This window comes from Roseibium porphyridii (genome assembly GCF_026191725.2).
GTDB classification, from domain to species: domain Bacteria; phylum Pseudomonadota; class Alphaproteobacteria; order Rhizobiales; family Stappiaceae; genus Roseibium; species Roseibium porphyridii.
Genome location: NZ_CP120863.1, coordinates 123,762 through 142,312 on the forward strand (window position 1 = coordinate 123,762; position 18,551 = coordinate 142,312).

At 54.3% G+C, this 18,551-nt stretch carries 9 protein-coding genes and 1 pseudogene; 9 read left to right on the plus strand and 1 reads right to left on the minus strand.

Translation table 11 applies throughout. From position 1 onward, the window contains the following. Positions 1-147: 147 nt before the first annotated feature. A pseudogene (locus K1718_RS00635) lies at positions 148-889 on the plus strand (IS110 family transposase); the annotation flags it as partial. 1,231 nt (positions 890-2,120) lie between these two features. Here K1718_RS00635 and K1718_RS00640 read toward each other — a convergent pair. Then, complete coding sequence (locus K1718_RS00640) at positions 2,121-3,464, minus strand: tyrosine-type recombinase/integrase (RefSeq protein WP_265680083.1); 1,344 nt, start codon at positions 3,462-3,464, stop codon at positions 2,121-2,123. Between the two features lie 988 nt (positions 3,465-4,452). Here K1718_RS00640 and K1718_RS00645 point away from each other — a divergent pair. The 8 genes from K1718_RS00645 to K1718_RS00680 all read left to right on the plus strand — a co-directional run bounded on the left by K1718_RS00645 (position 4,453) and on the right by K1718_RS00680 (position 18,451). Continuing rightward, positions 4,453-5,607: a helix-turn-helix transcriptional regulator gene (locus tag K1718_RS00645; RefSeq protein WP_265680082.1), complete on the plus strand. Its 1,155-nt coding sequence runs from the start codon at positions 4,453-4,455 to the stop codon at positions 5,605-5,607. Positions 5,608-5,625: 18 nt separating this feature from the next. Next, positions 5,626-7,881, plus strand: a complete 2,256-nt coding sequence (gene bcsA, locus K1718_RS00650; protein ID WP_265680081.1) for a UDP-forming cellulose synthase catalytic subunit — start codon at positions 5,626-5,628, stop codon at positions 7,879-7,881. 8 nt (positions 7,882-7,889) lie between these two features. Further along, on the plus strand, positions 7,890-10,175 hold the full coding sequence (locus tag K1718_RS00655) for a cellulose biosynthesis cyclic di-GMP-binding regulatory protein BcsB (RefSeq protein ID WP_265680080.1): 2,286 nt from the start codon (positions 7,890-7,892) through the stop codon (positions 10,173-10,175). Position 10,176: 1 nt separating this feature from the next. Further along, the gene (locus tag K1718_RS00660; RefSeq protein ID WP_173005822.1) at positions 10,177-11,274 is read left to right on the plus strand and encodes a family 8 glycosyl hydrolase; all 1,098 of its coding nucleotides are present in this window, start codon (positions 10,177-10,179) and stop codon (positions 11,272-11,274) included. After that, positions 11,253-13,040 (plus strand): hypothetical protein, encoded by a 1,788-nt coding sequence (locus tag K1718_RS00665; RefSeq protein ID WP_265680079.1) that lies wholly within the window; start codon positions 11,253-11,255, stop codon positions 13,038-13,040. The genes K1718_RS00660 and K1718_RS00665 overlap by 22 nt, the downstream gene beginning before the upstream one ends. A 323-nt stretch (positions 13,041-13,363) precedes the next feature. Then, entirely contained in the window at positions 13,364-16,495 is a 3,132-nt protein-coding gene (locus K1718_RS00670) for an AAA family ATPase (protein WP_265680078.1), read from the plus strand. 4 nt (positions 16,496-16,499) lie between these two features. Then, a complete protein-coding gene (locus tag K1718_RS00675) occupies positions 16,500-17,693 on the plus strand; it encodes a YcaO-like family protein (protein WP_265680077.1) in 1,194 nt (397 codons plus the stop codon). After that, on the plus strand, positions 17,690-18,451 hold the full coding sequence (locus K1718_RS00680; protein WP_285806054.1) for a TfuA-like protein: 762 nt from the start codon (positions 17,690-17,692) through the stop codon (positions 18,449-18,451). Before K1718_RS00675 ends, K1718_RS00680 begins: the two co-directional genes overlap by 4 nt. The last annotated feature ends 100 nt before the right edge of the window (positions 18,452-18,551 follow it).

Here is an 18,551-nt window from a genome sequence, read left to right on the forward strand (position 1 = left end):
CTTCATATTGACCTGAGGTTGTGGACGGCCTCCGCATTGGCGCAGTGTGCGATGATTTGGCCGTTGAGCCAGGTCTAAGGAGCATTTCCATGCATCAGGATATTACCGTTGTCGGTCTCGATCTCGCCAAGCGGGTTTTTCAGGTTCATGCTATTCAGCGCCGACGGAAAAGTCGTCGCGAAACGCAAGTTACGCCGAAGCGAAATCGTCCCCTTCTTCTCTGCGCTGCGACCATGCCTTATCGGGATGGAGACCTGTGCCCGTGCACACCACTGGGGTCGGGAGGTTATTGCTCTCGGCCATAAGGTCCGGTCGATGCCACCAGTATAGGTCAAACCCAATGTGATACGAGAGAAGACAGATGCAGCTTTCGCCGAAGCGATCAGTGAAACGGTAACAAGGCCGACGATGAGGTTCGTCGCCGTCAAAAGCCGACAGCAACAGGGCGTGCTCATCTGGCCCAATTGGGCTTGGACACTGCTACTGGACCTGGTGGCGTCAGAGCACTTACCGGTTTGTGCACAAGCTGCAGGACGATCTCCCGTCCCATGCGTACACCGCTCTATTCTCGATCATCGAGCAACTTGAAAAGCTCGCTGAGGAGATCGAAAGATTTGAGAAGCAAATCCTGGCTTGGCATCGCTCCGATGACACCAGCCGCCGATTGGCTACTATACCAGGCATCGGACCGATCACGGCTTCTGCCATTGCAGCAACTGACCCGGACCCAGGACAATTCCGGACGGGTCGTCAGTTCGGTACTTGGCTTGGCCTGACGCCGCGCCCCAACAGCTCAGGAGGAAAGGATCGATTTGGCGGCATCAGCAAACAAGGAGACGGGTATCTCAGACGACTGCTGGTGGTTGGGGCAACCGCGATCGTGCGGAGGGTGGCCAAACGCGAAATTCGCCTTGCCTACGGTATGCTGTTGCCGACGTTTTTGATTGTTCTGTCCATCGTCTTGTTTCCACTGGCTGCCAAATTTGGATCAGCTTCAAGCCCGTTGGGCTTGGCGACCTAAAGTCCCCCGCTCCCACCGTAAATGAGCGCATCAGAGGTGATGCAACGGCGGTCGTGGATATGGTGAGTGTTACATTTCGCGTTCACAACTCTTCCCGGCGTGGCGCTCTTTGCGACGTGGTCACGAAAGACAACTTTCCGCCAAGAACCAATTTCTTCGAAACGGATCTCCGCTCAAGGATGCGCACCAGAAACTCGACAAAGCCGTGCGTCACGCGCAGGGCATGACGAAGTCAGATGATCCGCTAGAGTTCCTTCTCGATCTCAACCAAACCGTGGCAGCAAGGGACGTGGCTACTGAATCGGTAACTGGCCCAGGAATCCCTGCATCATTCAAAGCCAATTCCAAGCTATTGTCTGGTGACAGATTTTTGTTTGCCAAAACCCTAACGACCGAAAGTGCGTCACCTTAAATGGGCCTGTCTATTTGTGTTACGAAAAGTGGGTTTTGCCCCCGAACTATAAGTTCGGCAAAACGAAGAATTTGCCACCGCAGTGAACGGCGGCTATGCAAGCTGCGGCTACAGCATCTTCGCCGATCAGTGAAGGGCAGATCTGGGACGAAAACAGCTTCGAACTTGTGCTGTGTGAACGTCCGCTTCAATGACTTTTCGAACGGAAACCGACGGTCTGTCTCCGGCCCCAAATCCGTCAGACTAGCCACCGACTTATGCTGCCAGCAGCAGAGAGAACAATCGGAGCCTGTAGCGTATATCCGGTGGATGTGTGGATCGGCGGCAGCGCTCCTTCGCTACCATCTTTGCATTGGCCAGCAATCGGGCGCCTCGTTTGAACGGAAAGCGTAAGAATTCCAGAGTGGTCGCCGCGCAAGTGCACTTACGCGCGCCCGGCAAACGGCACCATTGCGACAGCTTGGACAATGACTCAGTGCCAAAATCTGAGATTTCCAAGTTCTTCTTAACTCGCTTACATGACTGCAAACTGAAGAAGCGGGCCAGCGGGCTTCAGCGCAAGTGAAAGGGTGACAGTCCTTTCATTTCCAAGCGATTAAGCCGAAAGCCGCTACCGTCTTGGAAGGATTGACTGATCAATCAAGTCGACCCTAACGAAGCAGTGGCTTCCTATGGCCGAGGATTCGGTTATGAAACCTTGAAACTATGTTCCTGACCACCATCAAGGCGTTCCGCCAGTATCCTGTTCATTGCAGCTGCACGAGCATGGCGATCCATTGCATAAGTTGTGCGCGTGAACTGCACTCCGTCTAGAAGGCCCTGAATGTAACCGGCAATCGTGTCTGCCGCCATGATCAGCGCCGTATCGACCGAGTGGATGTAGCGGCTAGTGATGGTGCCCTGCGCGTGGCCCAGAAGTGCCGCGATGGTCGACTCCGTAAATCCGAGATCATTCGCAATGCTGGCAAAGCTGTGACGCAGCACGTGAGGCGTGATATCAGCAAGTGGCGAGTCTCTTAGGATCTTACGCCAGTGCTTGGGGAAGCCAATGAAAGGCTTTCCTTCGACCGTTCCTTCAAACACGGCACCGGCAATCGCATCACCGTGACGAGCTTCAAGGAGTTCAACAATCGGCAATCCAATTGGACGAACAGACGCTCCCTCCTTGCTGTCGCGTAGCCAAAAACAGCTATTGGCGGCATCGAATTCCCTCCAGTCGAGATTGATGATCTCCCCACGTCGGCAGCCTGTGAGCGCAAGAGCGCGAACCATTGCAGCTGCGGTCGAGAGTTGAGCGTCCTGGTCGGCATCACTGAGCAATCGACCAAGAAGCCGGTATTCATCTTCAGAAAGCCTGCGGTTGAGCTTCTGATCGGCGACCTTGCGGATTCCATGCGCCGGGTTGGTGTCGATAATGCCATTCTCGCGCGCATAGGTAAGGATAGCACCGAGCAAACCCAATGTGCGCGTACCCGTACCTACGCCACCTCGCACGATCGTTTTGCCGTGCTTTCTGGTTTTCTCGGTCATCTTCGTCCTCCCGGAAGCAACGTCACGCATGAAGCGCGTGATATCCGCAGATGTCAGGTCCTTGACCCTGCGGGATCCAAGCAGAGGGACAATGTGGCGTTTGATCCGTCCCTCGTCGGTGTAGATCGTAGATTCCTTTTTAGGGCGGCGCTTCTTTCCGAGGATGAGCCCAGCCTTAGCATCCTCTAAATAACGCTGGCAGAGCTCCTTGACAGAGATCGCCTTGTGATCGAGCTCACGCTCCTCAGCTGGGTTCTCGCCCTGTGCGACACGCCCAAGCAACACGCGGGCTTCCTTGCGGGCAGTCTCGGGTGTCCAGACACCATGCGGACCGATGGTGAACCGGCGGGTGCGCCCCTTGGCACGGTACTGAACGACATAGCTTCGTCTTCCGGAGGTGAAGACCCGGAGGCCAAAGCCTTGGAGGTCGTCGTCCCAAATGAAGTAGTCGGCTTTGCTCATTTTTGCCTGGTCGACAATGCGCTTGGTGAGTTTCGGCACGTCATTTCTCCTGAACAAGAGTGGTTCCGGAGGCGCTATTTCGGAAGCACCACGGAAGCATCCGGAAGGAAACTGCGACGTGTTCCTGGATACTGACTTCGGTGTGTAGATCTAGAAAAATCTAATCTACGTAATGACTTAGCGTGCCATGGCGAACAATTAGAAACAACAGCGAAGACCGCCCAGACGCGCTCCGAAGGCAGAGGTCACAGGTTCGAATCCTGTCGGGTGCGCCAAATCTCCAAGATTCAAAACACCGTTGTCTGGCAATGCCACCTTCCCGAGAGTTGACAGGTTGCATGTCTTACTTGAAACCATCACGTTTTTGAACTGCCTCCTGCCAGAGTTGGTGCAAAATGTTGGTCGGAAGGTGCGAAATCGGGTGAAATTGAACTCTGGGGTCGGGGTTTCTCAAAAAAATGATCACGAAATCGCGACTTAAACTTATGCGATAGTAGGAGCGTGTGTTTTATTTACTCAACCCTGCATGCTTTTTGGGCAGAATTTATTTCTTTTGTTCACAAGACTATTTTTGTAGCCGGTACCAATTGTTGTCGAAAGTATTTCATCCATTGCCGAACACTCGACTGGGCCATCGTATATTTGGAAGAATAACACTCGCATTGCACTGCAGCATTACTGCAAAATTCGACACCCCCTCCTGCAGCTCAGAGTTTAAGTGGTGGTTGTATTCGAATTTTCTTTAGATAACTGGGAACTAGACAAGTCCTTTTCCTGAAGATTTCAGCACTTTTGATGCAAATAAATCAAACAAACTTGTAAACCATAATACATCTATGCCCAAATTTTGATGCAACTGCACCAAGACAAGAGCTGCAGCTTTGATCTATTAGTTTGTTAATACTTTTTTAACGCTCCGGCATCTGGGGCGTACTTATTCAAAAACAAAAATTATCAGTCGCCATACAGAAGCGACCACTTAGACAGACAACAGACTACGGCAGCTTTACTTAGGTGGGGGCACCAAATGTATTTCGGTTCTCGGCATTTCGGAGAAGACATTGCCTATGGCGGCTTTTTACAGGACCGCCGTTCACGCGAAAAACTCGACTTTCCCTACATGCTCGCCAGACGATTTGAGTATCTCGTCTTCAGCGTCTTTGTTTTCGACTCCTTGCGAAAATCAGTGGAAGCACAGTTTACGACAGACGACCCGGGACGGCTCTGGGATGCAAGTTTCCTCATTGAACAAGAAAAAGAAACACTGGCTGCATTGAAACGGGATATCTGCGCACCGGTATATCACGATCCGGTTGTACTGCGCTGTATCCAGGAAAATGGCAGCGAAGACCCGGCAAAATCGGTTTTGGAGACTGATCGGGCTGCGGCCCTTTCCGTCGATCTTGGTAGCGGGTTACAGCTCTTTTTGACTGCGCACATTCCTTGCGGCTTCTCCGAGCAGCTCTTCCAAGGTGTTATTGCCTATATGGGAGATATTTTCGGGGGCTTTCGCAGTTATGCCGAAGAACTCGTTTTCGGCTTCAACAGGATAGACCTGAAAAGCTCTGATTATTGGATCAAGCACATCAAGCATGCTGCATTGGTCATCTATGGCAATGGATATCTTCTAACAAAAAACTCTGCTGCAGAAGCTTTGTTGCAAAGCGGTGAAGACCTGAGGGTCATTGATGGAAGGATCTCAGGACCCGCTGACCTTCTTGCCCGGTTCTCCCCAGCAACAAGCGTCGACACATTGGCTGTCCGCGGACTTTTGCGAGGCTCGCCTTCAACCCAGCGGCACATTCTGCATACGGCGACAGGAACGCAGTTTTTGTTAGAGCCGGTGCCTTCATTTTCTGATGAAGACAAACACGACGACCCGGTTCGAAACTACTTCACCAAAAAAATTCTCGTTGCCTCGACTGATAGTCCCATCAACGCGGATCCGTTGCTGATCAAGGCAACCGCCGGTGTGACGCTGCAACAGGCGCGCCTCATACAGCAACTGATCGCCGGCAGGAGCGTCCGGCAGGCCGCCGAGGAAATCGGCATTCGCTACAACACTGCGCGCAATCACATCGCAATGGCGCAGCAAAGACTTGAAGTCAGTTCACAGGCTGAGCTGATCAACGTCGTTCAAAGGGCAATTTCCATCGCCCCGGAACTCGAAATTAAACAATAAAAGTATGGAGTTAGGACAATGCTGAAGTTTCTGGCGTATTTGTTCGCCACTGTGGCTACCATTGCAATGTTTTTCATTGCGACCTTACCTTTGTCCGTAGAGGTGCAGCTGTTTCTCGGGCTGTTCCTACTGCTCGCGATGCAATTTACAAAGGCTATTCCCGGCACTCTTGGGAGGGTCATTTTTCTCTCCCTGGGCGGCATTATCGTTGGCCGCTACGTCTATTGGCGCGTTACTCAAACGGTACCACCAATCGAAAATCTGGCAGACTTCGTGCCCGGCGTTTTGCTTTTGGCCGCCGAGCTTTTCTGCATTCTCATGTTCTTTCTGTCCGCGCTTATCGTGTCGGATCGCTATCAACGGCCACGCAAGGTTCTGACAAGGGATGAAGACGCCCCGAGCGTTGATGTTTTCATTCCAAGTTACAATGAAGATCCCGGCTTGGTGGCCTGCACGATCGCTGCGGCCAAAAACATGGACTATCCGGCGGACAAATTCAGGGTCTTTCTGCTCGATGACGGTGCAACGGACCAGAAACTGAATGCCTACGACCCAGCTGCTGCGCGCGAAGCCCGGGATCGGGCGGAAACACTGAAACGCATTTGCGACGAACTCGGCGCAACTTATCTGGCCCGTGAAAGGAATGAACACGCAAAGGCGGGGAACCTGAACTACGGTTTGTCACGTTCCGAGGGTGATTTGGTTGTGGTCTTTGATGCCGACCATGCACCGGCTCGTGAATTCCTGCGCGAGACAGTGGCCTATTTCTCCGATCCCAAGCTTTTTCTGGTTCAGACACCGCACTTTTTCCTCAATCCCGATCCCGTTGAGCGCAACTTGCGCACCTTCAACTTCATGCCGTCCGAAAACGATATGTTCTACGGCATGATCCAGAAGGGTCTGGACAAATGGGACGCCACGTTCTTCTGCGGATCTGGGGCAGTATTGCGCCGGTCTGCTCTCAATGAGGTCGGCGGGTTCTCCGGTGTCTCGATCACGGAAGACTGCGAAACCGCATTGGAACTGCACTCTCGTGGCTGGAAGAGCGCTTATGTAGACCGTCCAATGATCGCCGGCCTTCAACCAGACACGATTGCTTCCTTCATCGGTCAGCGGTCGCGCTGGTGCCGGGGAATGCTGCAAATACTCCTTCTCAAGAACCCGCTTTTCAAGCCGGGCCTGAACTTCATGCAGCGCGTCGCGTATGTTTCAAGCGCACTTTTTTGGCTGTTTCCCTTTCCGAGACTCGTCTTCCTGCTGGCACCCTTGCTCTTCATCCTATTCAGCATGAAGATCTACATTGCCTCGCCTCAGGAATTTCTCGCCTATACGCTCACCTACATACTGGCAGTTGTGACCATCCAGTCAGGCCTCTACGGCAAGCTGAGATGGCCCTGGATCTCCGAACTCTATGAGTACATCCAGTCGATCTTCCTGTTCCCGGCAATCATTTCGGTTTTGCTCAATCCCCGTAGCCCGAAATTCAACGTGACCACAAAAGGCGAAACGCTTGAAAAGGAACAACTGTCGGTCCTGGCATGGCCTTATGTCGTCGTGTTTGTGCTGATGCTGGCCACAACAGGTGTGCTGTTTTGGCGCCTTGAAAATGACCCTGGCCAAACAGCTCTCCTGTCCGTGGTGGGCATCTGGCATGTCTTCAACCTGATTGTTACCGGAGCAGCGTTGGGAGCCATTCTGGAACGCAAGGAAGTTAGGACAGCACCTCGTATACGTGTTCAACGCAAAGGCATTTTGAAACTTGGCGAAGATACTGTTCCCGTCACTTTGGTGGAGGCCAACACCAACGGTGTTCTGATGCATTTCGACAAGGTGCCGCATAGCGGAAACATGCTAGGCGAACGGGGGCTCCTGAAGGTGCTTCCGGCTCAAAAACAAGGCCGAAACACCAGTACATCGACAGACATGGGTGACTTTGGCCCGGAAGAAGGCATCAGCGTGAATATTGCTTCTCAACGGGCAAGTTCCACAGGCCTTCTCGTGGGGGCTGGTTACATCGACACAGTTGCCAAGTGTGCCCAGGCGTCGAGCGATCTGGTGTTTGCAGACCTTTCCATTCCAAGAGCACTGCACAACCGGAAACTAACCGGAGCCTCGCCTGTTGGGGGCATGCTCCGGCTTGTGCGCTGGTCGGTACACTACGGCGTACGTATTCCGGTGATCGCAATGTTTTCGCTCCTTGGCAGCGGTGCGCGTCGCAAACCCGCGCGCGTTGAGAACGACCTTCCCGAAACCTTTATGACTCCTGCAGAGTGAGGTCCCTCATGATGAAGAATTCAATCGTGTCGACTGGAAGCATGTGTCTGAAATCAGCGCTTCTGGCGGCAGCTGTACTCACAGTTCCCTTGGGAGCAAATGCCCAACAGCTCGATCTGTCTGTTCTGGAAACAAAAAAGGAAGAACGACGCACGATACGCCGACTCACCGCCACGGCAGACCAGATGCGCCTTGAAGGTGAGTTCTCAGAATTGCGTCTTGCCCTCTATGCGCCACGTGACGAGGCTCTGCTTTATCGCAAGCTGCAGGTCGACTATCTGACGGCCGTCTCCGCAGCGCCGGAATATTCCAACCTGAGCGTCATGATCAATGGACAGCTTGTTGGTGACATTGAACTGACCTCCGGCGAGCAGGCTTCTTTGCGTAGCTTCGATCTTCCACCCGGACTGATCGTCGAGGGATTTAACGAAGTCCGCTTTGTTGCAAGACACAAGCACCGGGTCGATTGCACTATCCCGGCAACCTATGAGCTTTGGACGGTGCTCAATCCGGCCAACACTGGGCTTGTCTTCGACCCTGGCCCCGACACTGCACCAAAACTCGTTTCCGGTCTTGAGGTTCTAAGAGCAATTCCCAACGACGTGACTGGGTCGACAAACTTCCGGCTGGTCCAGCCTGCAAACATGAGCACGTCCAATCTGGATCGGTCTCTCGCCGTGGCACAGACAGTCGCGGTTTTCGGAAAGTACCAGAACCCGAATATCGAGATCCGGCCAGAACCGGGCACAAATGCCGGGATGGACATTATTGTCGGCACGCGCGCGGAACTGTCGAAAGCCGGCTATGCAGTCGGGCGAACCCGGTCCGGAATTCAAGGGCTTGCGCTCATGCGCAATCCGGAGACAGGTCGTCTGTCGCTTTTGATCGCCGCAGACAGTCGACCGGCATTGGATCATGCCATCGCTCAATTGCAAGAGGCACTGGCAAAGCTGCCAACCACCGGCACGAAGCGCGGGATTCAGGTTTTCACGAACAAGTTTGGCTACGAGATAACGCCAGGAACGCCCGTTTCACTTGCGGAACTGGGGGTCAGCAGCCAACGTTTCGACGGTCGTCTCATGCAAAGGGACTTTTCCATCAAATTGCCGGAAGATTATTTCGTTGGTGACTATGGAAAGGCGACATTGAGCCTTGATATTGAAGCTCTTGCAGACCTTTCGAATGCGAACCGGCTTCAGGTGTTTGCAAATGGCGCTGCGCTTGCTTCAGCGGAGTTGACCCGAGACGGGATCACTTCCCGCTCACCGGTGAACATTCCGCTCGGTGGATTTTCGCCGGGTTTCAACGAGCTTCGAATTGAAGTGTCCTCTTTGACCTCCGAGGATGAGGTTTGCGATGTTTCATCGCTCAACGGTCCAGATCGTTTGGCCTTCGAGGCAAGCACCTCCACGATTGAATTTGACTCTCTGGCCAGAATGCGTGTCACGCCAAGCGTCTCACCGGGTAATCTGCTGCCTCAAAGCACTGCGGATAATCGGCCGACTTACATTCAGGTGCCGTCAAATGACCGCAGCAGCCTCGAAGCCGCTGCACAACTTGCCGTCGCGACAGCAGCAATCAACCAGACTGTCCAGCCTGTCTCAATTGTCCTAGGCGCCGGCGACGTCGGTTCACAGCCAGGCTTGATCGTGGCACCTGTCAATCGTCTTTCCGGCCCGGCAAAGCAAGCTTATACGGACACGCTTCAAGATACCCGTCGCAGCGCCGCTCGTGGCCATGTCGCAAATTTCTTGGGCCTTGAAACTCCTGATGCAAATGAGCCGGGCCTTTGGGCTGATCTGAGAAGATATGCCAACTCGGCCTGGCGCAACATGGGCTTCAAATTAGGTTCTGAATTCCAGGCACAGCAAAGCTTCAAGCTTGAAAAGAACGATGTTCTCTTCTCACAGCGCACCACCGATCTCTCATCGCAAGAGAGTTGGGTTGCGTTTTTTGGAGCACCTGTGAAGCAGGACGTTTGGACCGTCGTGACAGGATTGACGGGCGACGATGTCAAGTCCGGAGTTGACACGCTTCTTCGGGAAGGCAGATTGGCCTGGCTCGGCGGTGACACGTCGCTTTACAAAACGTCTGACAACACCGTTTTGTCCGACCGTTTCTCTGAAGCGAACTATTTTGCGTCGCTCGCCAATCCTTCCGAACTCAGAAACAGCCGCTTGGTTGTTGCCGGTGTAATTTCACACAACATGCTCGACTTTGTTGTTTTCATGGTGCTGTTCGGCGTCGTTCTGGCGTTCAGCTACTATGTTGCGCTCAGAAAATCAGGGCGTTGAGATGTTGAAAACGCTCATTTCGGCACTGCTTGCACTTGTTGTTGTCTCAAGCGGCGCCGTCTCCGAACCGGTGTTCGGAGACGGTGCTCGCGAGAAAGATGCCCTATCGCTGTGGCTGCGTTCAGCATGGCGTGACTACAAGAGCCGCTTCGTCACGGATGCTGGTGCTGTCATTGACGACGCCAACAAGGGCATCAGTCACAGTGAAAGCCAGGGCTACGGTATGGTTCTGGCTGTTGCGGCTGATGATCTTGACGCATTTCGGCTCATTCGTGACTACACGTTTGAAACGCTTCAGGTCCGGAACGACAGCCTTTTCGCCTGGAAAGTCGAACACACGGACCAAGGTCCCAGCATTGCGGATATGAACAATGCAACGGATGGGGATCTGCTCGTTGCTTGGGCGCTTTTAGAAGCCTACAAGCAGTGGAACGATCCTGAAAACCTAGCCTCGGCACGTAAAATCCTGCGGGACGTTGCCACTCTTCTCGTACACGAAACAGGCCTAGGTCCGGTTCTTCTGCCCGGTGCGAAGGGGTTTGTTGACGAGGATGGAAAGACCTTGACGGTCAACCCATCCTATTGGGTGTTTCCCGCCCTGGAGAGCATTGCCCAATTCGACAGATCGGCCAATTGGGCAGAAATCGCTGTTGTCGGCGAGGAAATTCTGGATCTTTCCCAAAGGGCCCCCACCTACCTTCCGCCAGACTGGGTTGACATCAGCGGTTTCAAACTCGTGCCTTCTGACAAATTCCCGCCGGAGTTCGGGTACAATGCCGTTCGCATTCCGCTTTATCTCGCGTTTTCCAACAATGCATTTCGCGAGAAGAAAGCAGCCGATTTTTCAACACTGCACGGTTTCAGCAATCCAGAAGGGCCGGCGGTCACTCATGTTGTGACCGGCGCGATACAGTCGACAATGAGTGAGACCGGATTTCGATCCATCGCCGCATTGTCGCGCTGTATCGACACCTCTGAACCTTTTCCGACCTCACTGCTGCAGTTCGGATCAGACTCTTATTACTCCTCAACACTTCAAATTTTTACAGTTCTCGCACTTGCAGAGAGGAACCCAAAATGTCTTTCTCCAGAATGGTGATTGCTACCCTTGCGCTAACGCTCGCCACAAAGGGCGTCGATGCGCAATCCGCCCCATGGGAAGCCGCGCCGAGCCAAACGCCCGGAAGCCTTCCCCTAACGCTCAATCTGCAAAGCGACAATCAACCTACAGTGAAATCGGCGAGCGTTTCACCCTTTTCACTCACAGTTGACCAGGCCTCTGTGCCTTCGAACGGGCAGGCCATCGTCACCGCTGAGCCGGAGGTGGATGAGTCCGCGCTACGCTACTATGCCAAGAATGGTGAAATCGGACGTGTCTCGGCGGAAATCAAGAGGCTCAAGAGCCTTCACCCTGAATGGGAACCACCGGAGAATATCTTCGACACCAATCGGATCGAAGTAAACGAGCAACCTCTTTGGGATCTGTTTGCTGCCAAAAAAACGCAGGCGCTTTATGCCAAGATCCGAGAGTACATAAAGCTGTATCCTGGTTATGGACCCTCCCCTGAACTGCGCCGACAAATTGTCAACGCAGAGGTGCGCAAGTCGCTGATTCAGGCGTCAAACAACGAAAACAATGGAGAAGTGATCAGACTTGCAGTGGAGAACCCTGACCTGCTCGTATGCCGCGAGATCGATGTCATCTGGCGGACCGCCAAAGCGCTGTTGAACGCCGGTCAGGAGCTGAAGGCCCTTGAGGCCTACAAGTACATTCTGGCCAATTGCAGCGATGAACAAGAACGCATCGCAACAGTTCAAAAGGCAGCTGAACTGTTGCCGCGCAATGCCGTCGAGCAACTGGTACAGATGGGCAGAACCCGACTGGATGGGCAATCGGAGTTCAATCAGGTTTATCTGAACATTTTGCGCGGAGAAATTGGCAACGGAGCAGCAGACATCACTGCGCTCGTTGACACCTCTGACCTGGAGGCGCTCGGCCGCGCGGCCAAATCGCTCAAGAACCCGGAAGATGCTGAACTTCTCGGCTGGTACTTCTATTCAAGAGAAGACTACAAAGTCGCCGAAACCTGGTTCCGCACCGCCCACAAGATGAAGCCCACGGTCAAATCCATTGAAGGAATAGTGGTTTCTCTCAAGGAGGCTGGGAGCTACGAGGAAGCGGAAGAGTTGGCCTACAAAAACCGCAGGAGAGATCCTCTCATCCTCAAGGCCTACCTTGAAGTGGTTGCGATTGCGCTTATCGAGGGATACGGCGAGGAAATGGAATTCAAGCGGCTTTCACGCTTTGCCAACGTTATCCAGGATGCTGAATCGCCAATTGCCGCACAGGTTCTCGGTTGGCACTTCTATGAGATGCACGAATTCGAAGAAGCGGAAATCTGGTTCGACAAGTCGATGCAGTACCAGCCCAATGAAGCAGCGGTGCTTGGCCTTGTTGTCGTCGCCCAGCGCACGAAGCAAAAAATCCGTGAACGGCAGCTTGTTGCTGAATGGTCGGGTGACTTTCCTGCACTCAGAACAGTTGCCACCAAAAGCAGTAAATCAACCGTAGTAACCAGCCGAAAGAAACGGCCAACGGCGTCCCGTTCAAACTCTGCTATCCGTTCTGCGGAACGTGAAATGGGTGATGGTGATTGGCGCGGTGCGCTCACCTATCTTGAAAGAAACGCAGCCGGCGGCAGGGAAAGCCGCAAGGCAAAGCTCATGCGGGCCTGGTCGCTATATCACACCGGCAAGAGCAAGGAAGCTCACAGGCTCTTTGCTGAGGCAGACAAGGCTCGGTCCACAAAAGAGACACGGCAAGGCAAATGGTTCTCCGAAAAGAAGATGTACAAGTACCAGTAGGTAGCGACTGCTTCCCTGCGCCTGCCAATTCCTCCCCGGGTACTGTTACCCGGGGACTTTCTACTTCAAGGAAGCGCTTTTCAAAAACTCTTCTGCGGCATCTTCGATGCAACACTGATCGCGCACAATAATGTCCGCGCAATTTTCAGGCGGTTCTTCAATCTGCCCTTAAGTTCAACAAGTTGTTGATTGCCTATCATTCGGTTTACATTAAAAAGAAATAGGTTGCTTGCTTTATGGCAAAGGTCGGTGCAACCCTTCCATCATAGTGGAACCGAAAGCGTTCTATCGGTCAAACAGCAGGGGCCGGTCAAAGGCAGATCATGACCCAGAACAACGCAGGGGATCTTGGGATACAAAAGGGGGAGCGCCGCCAGCTCACTGCCCTCTTCTATGATCTGGTCGGTTCGACCTCCATGGTCACGAATATGGACCTGGAAGACTACCGGGAAGTGCAGCAGGCGCTGCACCAGGCTGCCCACCATGCCATCGCAGGGCATGGCGGCCATCTCGATCTTTTGATGGGCGATGGCGGATCGGCCTATTTCGGCTATCCGATTGCAGACGAAGACGCCCCTCAACGCGCCGTGGCTGCGGGTCTCGCGATCCTGAAAGAGCGTGCCGACATCCAAAAACGCTTTGATTGCGATATTCAGGTCAGGGTTGGTGTCGCCACGGGACCAGCTGTTTCAGGACCCGCGGGAAGCGGGGCGCTGGCGGACCGGGAGGAAATCATCGGCATTGCGCCCACGCTTGCCGCCCGCATTCAAGGCATCGCACAAGTTGGGACCGTAGCCGTTTCAAACGCCACCTACCGGGCAACGCGGCGCATCTACCATTATGAAAGTCTCGGTGCCCATTCCCTGAAGGGGTTCGATCAACCGCAAAGCCTCTGGCAACCTCTTGGGCGCCGCGAGACAGTTGACCGGTTTGAGAAACTTCGGGACGCCGGACAACCATTTCTGGCAAGACGAGATGAGCTGGAGGAAGCGACCGACCGGTGGCAACAAGCTTCCCACGGCGAGGGCCAGGTGCTCTACGTTCATGGCGAACCCGGGATTGGAAAGTCCCGGCTGTCGTTTCAGGTTGCACAGCAGGCCCGGGATGAAGGAGCACATCTTCTGGATTTCCAGTGCGAACCTGAGTGCCGTGACATTCCGTTTTCGCCCTTTGTCAAAAGTCTGCGTGCCGAAATCAGAAGGTACGACCCTTCATTTGATTTTGAAACGCCTTCAGCTGAGGCCATTGCAGACGTTCTGTCCCTTCCAGGAAATCAGTCGCCAGAGTTTTATAAAGCACTTGCGTTTCTGCTGTCGCCTTCACCTCAGCAAGATGATGCTGACCCGCATCCTGCCTCTTCTGTCGACACGCTGGTTGATGCAGTTATGGCCATTGCCAGTGCAAAGCCCTGTGTCATCAAACTTGAAGACCTGCACTGGGCCGACAGCCAGACGATTGAGGTGCTGGAACACCTCCTCGACCGGATTGCATCAGCTCCGGTCTTCATCGTGGTGACATCGCGCGAGCGGCCCGAAACCAAGTGGACCGAACTTCCTCACTTTTCCAAGCTGCGCCTGTCGCGACTGGGTGAAGACAGCATCATTGAATTGATCGGAAACGTTGCAGGGGCTGCAGCATTGTCACCGCGCCTGGCCCACGCCATTGCTGCGCGTTGTGAGGGCGTACCCTTGTTTGCCGAAGAACTGACGCGCTTCGTGGTAGACCGCGGCGCGGAAAAAATGTCGGACGAGAGTGCCTGGGAGTCCCTCTTTGATTCAGAAGAGACCGCCAGCCTTCAAGATCTGCTGGCTGCGCGGCTAGCAGCGTTGGGCAAAGCCAAGATCGTCGCCCAGGCCGCAAGCGTGATCGGCAGAAGTTTCAATATTCTGACGCTTGTTGCTCTGCTGGCATCTACCGGCACACCGGCTTCTGCGGACGAAAGCCTCAACCAGCTCATGGCGGGCGGTTTCATCGAAAAGCATTCAAACGAGGCGGAACCGGCATACCGTTTCCGGCACATGTTGCTGCAGCAGGCCGCATATGCCGGACTGTTGCGCGCGAACCGACGCACATTGCACACAGCGCTCTACAGAATTGCGACAGGTAACGAAGCCAGCGGGCAACCGTTTACCAGTGCTGAGCTTGCGGTTCACGCAGAGCAAGCCAGAATGCCTGTCGCGGCGGCCCGGCACTACATTGACGCCGCCCGCTCTGCATCTTCCCAGTCTGCACTCAAGGAAGCGCGAACACATTTGACCCGTGCCCGCTCAATTGCGGAAAAGATCAGTGACAAGGCCGTTGCCGCTGAGCTTGAGCTGGAAATCGTCAAACTGCTCGGTCCAGTTGTTGCCACGATGGATGGAACCGGTTCGGAGGAAGCATCAGCTCTCTACCAACGCGGCGTGGAGCTTTTGCATGAAACGCCCGAGACCCATCGTGCGACCGGGTTTCCGCTCTATTGGGGTTGGTGGTTCACAGCCGCAAATTTCAAGGAACAACGCGAACGGGCTGAAACCATTCTGAGCGATCTGACGGGTGTCAACGACAAGGAAATCGAGCTACAGGCCCACCATTGCCGATGGGCTACCGCGTTCAATCTTGGCAATCACAATGATTGCCTGGAGGCCATATCCAAAGGGCTTGATCTTTATAGCGAAGATGAAGCGCTGGAACACAGAACCCGATATGGTGGCCACGATGCCCGAGTTTGTGGTCTCGGCGAAAAAGCCTTGTCCTCCTGGTTCATTGGGCAAACGGAATCTGCCGTTTCTCATATGGAACAATCGGACGCCTGGGCCAGGCACATTGACCATGTCGGCAGCAACTGTCACGCGCTTGATATCGGCATCATGCTTCATCGTTACAGGGGTGATGTCGACCGGGTGGCAAGTCTTGCAAGGCGTATGAAAACAGCAGCCGTGGAGCACGACCTCAAATCACTGGAGGCCAAGAGCCTGATCTTTGCAGGCTGGTCACAGGGAATGTCGGGAGACCCCGAACGTGGTCGCGCCAACCTGACAGAAGGTTTGTCCATACAACAGGAAATCGGCACGGAAGAAGATTTTCCCGTTTATCTTGAGATGGCAGGCGAACTCGACGCAATGCTGGGCCGGTTTGACAACGGCTTGGCCGTTTTGAGCTCCGCGATTGAACGCGCTGAAGCAACGGGCCATGCCTTCTGGCTTGCAGAACTCTACAGGCGCCGCGCCCGCCTTGGCGCCAGAGCCGGATCGGGAGCAGACCAGATTCTGACAGACCTCGCCAAGGCCGAAGATGTCGCCTTGAACCAGAATGCAAAAGTACTGGTCTTACGGGCCTTGGCAGACTTGGTGATGCTGCAGCCTGACAAAGCAACACCAGGACATTTGGAGCGGGCGCGGCGCATTCTGCAGGAATTGGAACAAGGTAGCGAAAAAGCTCGCATATCAGCCCTTTTGGCGAGCCGCCTGAGCTGATGGGATGGATGAAGTCAGCCCAAATCTGGAACTGTTTGACGAAATCAGCGCGATATGCCGCAATTCGCCGACTTCGAAGCTCTCGCGGCGCTTTAGCGCTGACGAGTATCTCTCCCGTTTAAAGCCTCATCTGACGTCCTTCGGCATTTCGCGGCTGGCAGACGTCACCGGTCTTGATCGTATTGGTGTTCCGGTTGTCCAGGCCGTCCGACCGTTGGCGCGATCGAACGCCGTCAACCAGGGCAAAGGTTTGACCCTTTCGGAGGCTGCCGTCAGCGCAATCATCGAAGCTCTTGAAACCTTTGCCTGCGAATCGCCTGATCAAATCGGTGGCAGAGCATCTCCAAACGAGATTTATGGGCACGCGGCAATCCACAAGCTTTCCTGTCACTTACCGCCAGAGATGGCTGAAGAGTGGATGGAGAACCCAATTGCGTTTATGCGCGGAATTGAACCGATGTCGCAGGATATCGTCAGCGTGCCCGCTGCCCTGATCAGTACGGATTATACGCCATCCTCATCTCATGCAGTGTCGCCTTTCGTCCGCACCACGACCGGACTGGGGGGTGGCGGAAGTCTGGAGGAAGCAATTCAGCATGGGTTCCTCGAGGTTCTGGAGCGGATAAGCACCGAAAAGGCCATGACAACGCATGGGTTCTTTGAGAAAAACCGCATTGCGCCCGACACGAATGTCGACGCCTGCACAGACGAGCTCATAATGCAGGTTCAAGATGCCGGTCTGTTGTTTGCTGCCTATGAGTGCCCACCGGTTGGGCGCTTTCCCGTCGTCTGGGTCAGACTTCTCGATGAGCGTGCTTCAGCAACTTCTCTTCCATTTGCCGCGGACGGTTTTGCCTGCCGCCCCACCTTTAGCGGAGCACTGCGAGCAGCGCTTTTGGAAAGCATTCAGACACGCGCGTCAGTGATATCAGGCTCCCGCGAAGACATAACCCGCCGTTCCTATCCAAGAAATCACGATGATCAACTGATCGCCTTCGAACGGCGGCAAATGAGTAAGACGCCTGCCAATAGTCCATCATTTGCCGGGAACAATTCAGCAGTGAGTGTGAAGGATTTTACCGAAGCGCTGGCAGAGGCAGGTTTGACCTCGGCTATTGTGCCCGTCCTTGCTCTTGAAGACGTTCCGCTGTTCATCGTCCGGGTGGTGCCGCTGGTCGGCCAGCGTTGGAGGGCATGATGCAGGCTAAGCGTCCTCTCGTCGTTTTCATCGGCCCGAGTTTACCCCCCGAAGGCCTTCCTGAGGCACTCCAGGCCGATGTACGGCCACCGGCAGCCCAGGGAGACATTGCTGCCGTATCGCTTGAGGCAAAGGACTGCGTCATTGCTCTGATCGACGGTGTCTTTCAAGGAGCTCCGGCCGTCAGGCACAAGGAGATCCTCTGGGCGATCGATCGCGGCGCCACCATTTTTGGTGCGGCCAGCATGGGCGCTCTCAGAGCCGCTGAATTATCGAGCTTTGGGATGCACGGGCGAGGGCTCATCTATCGGTGGTTCCGGCGAAATGCCCTTGCACCAGATGACGCGGTCGCGGTCCTTCACACGCCAGAAGAACTCGGTGCGGTCGCGATCACCGATTCCCTTGTCGATTTGCGCATTCGTTTCAAGCAATCGCGAAAGGAAGGCCAAATCACAGCGTGTCAGGAAAGCGCTCTGGTGACTGCGGCTTTTCAGCTTCACTACACGGAACGGCACCTGAAAGCCGTGTTGGCTACCGCTCGGGATAATGGGGCGAACATTACGATTTCAGATCTGGCGAAGCCCGATTGCACTCAGAAGCAACTTGATGCGCAACTTCTACTAGATGAACTTACTGATCGCCAGAAATCCGGCCTCTGGCCTCTTCCCACACCTGGAGCGGCGTTCGTGCCAACAGACGCGTTTCTGCAGGATCTCGCAGACGCGGGATTTTCATTGGACAGCTTCTCAGGTGCTTGATAGTCTTTTAATAATTCCCCTGCGGAAGGTTCAAACAGTACGGCAAAAACATCTTTTTTGATGCTGTGCGGGAAGTGGAGAAACAATTTAGGCGCGCGCG

Excerpts from the sequence above, each read along its gene's own strand:
- K1718_RS00645 (WP_265680082.1), top strand. The coding sequence starts at position 4,453 with ATGTATTTCGGTTCTCGGCATTTCGGAGAAGACATTGCCTATGGCGGC.
- K1718_RS00660 (WP_173005822.1), top strand. The coding sequence starts at position 10,177 with ATGTTGAAAACGCTCATTTCGGCACTGCTTGCACTTGTTGTTGTCTCA.
- K1718_RS00665 (WP_265680079.1), top strand. The coding sequence starts at position 11,253 with ATGTCTTTCTCCAGAATGGTGATTGCTACCCTTGCGCTAACGCTCGCC.
- K1718_RS00680 (WP_285806054.1), top strand. The coding sequence starts at position 17,690 with ATGATGCAGGCTAAGCGTCCTCTCGTCGTTTTCATCGGCCCGAGTTTA.
- bcsA (WP_265680081.1), top strand. The coding sequence starts at position 5,626 with ATGCTGAAGTTTCTGGCGTATTTGTTCGCCACTGTGGCTACCATTGCA.
- K1718_RS00655 (WP_265680080.1), top strand. The coding sequence starts at position 7,890 with ATGATGAAGAATTCAATCGTGTCGACTGGAAGCATGTGTCTGAAATCA.
- K1718_RS00670 (WP_265680078.1), top strand. The coding sequence starts at position 13,364 with ATGACCCAGAACAACGCAGGGGATCTTGGGATACAAAAGGGGGAGCGC.
- K1718_RS00675 (WP_265680077.1), top strand. The coding sequence starts at position 16,500 with ATGGATGAAGTCAGCCCAAATCTGGAACTGTTTGACGAAATCAGCGCG.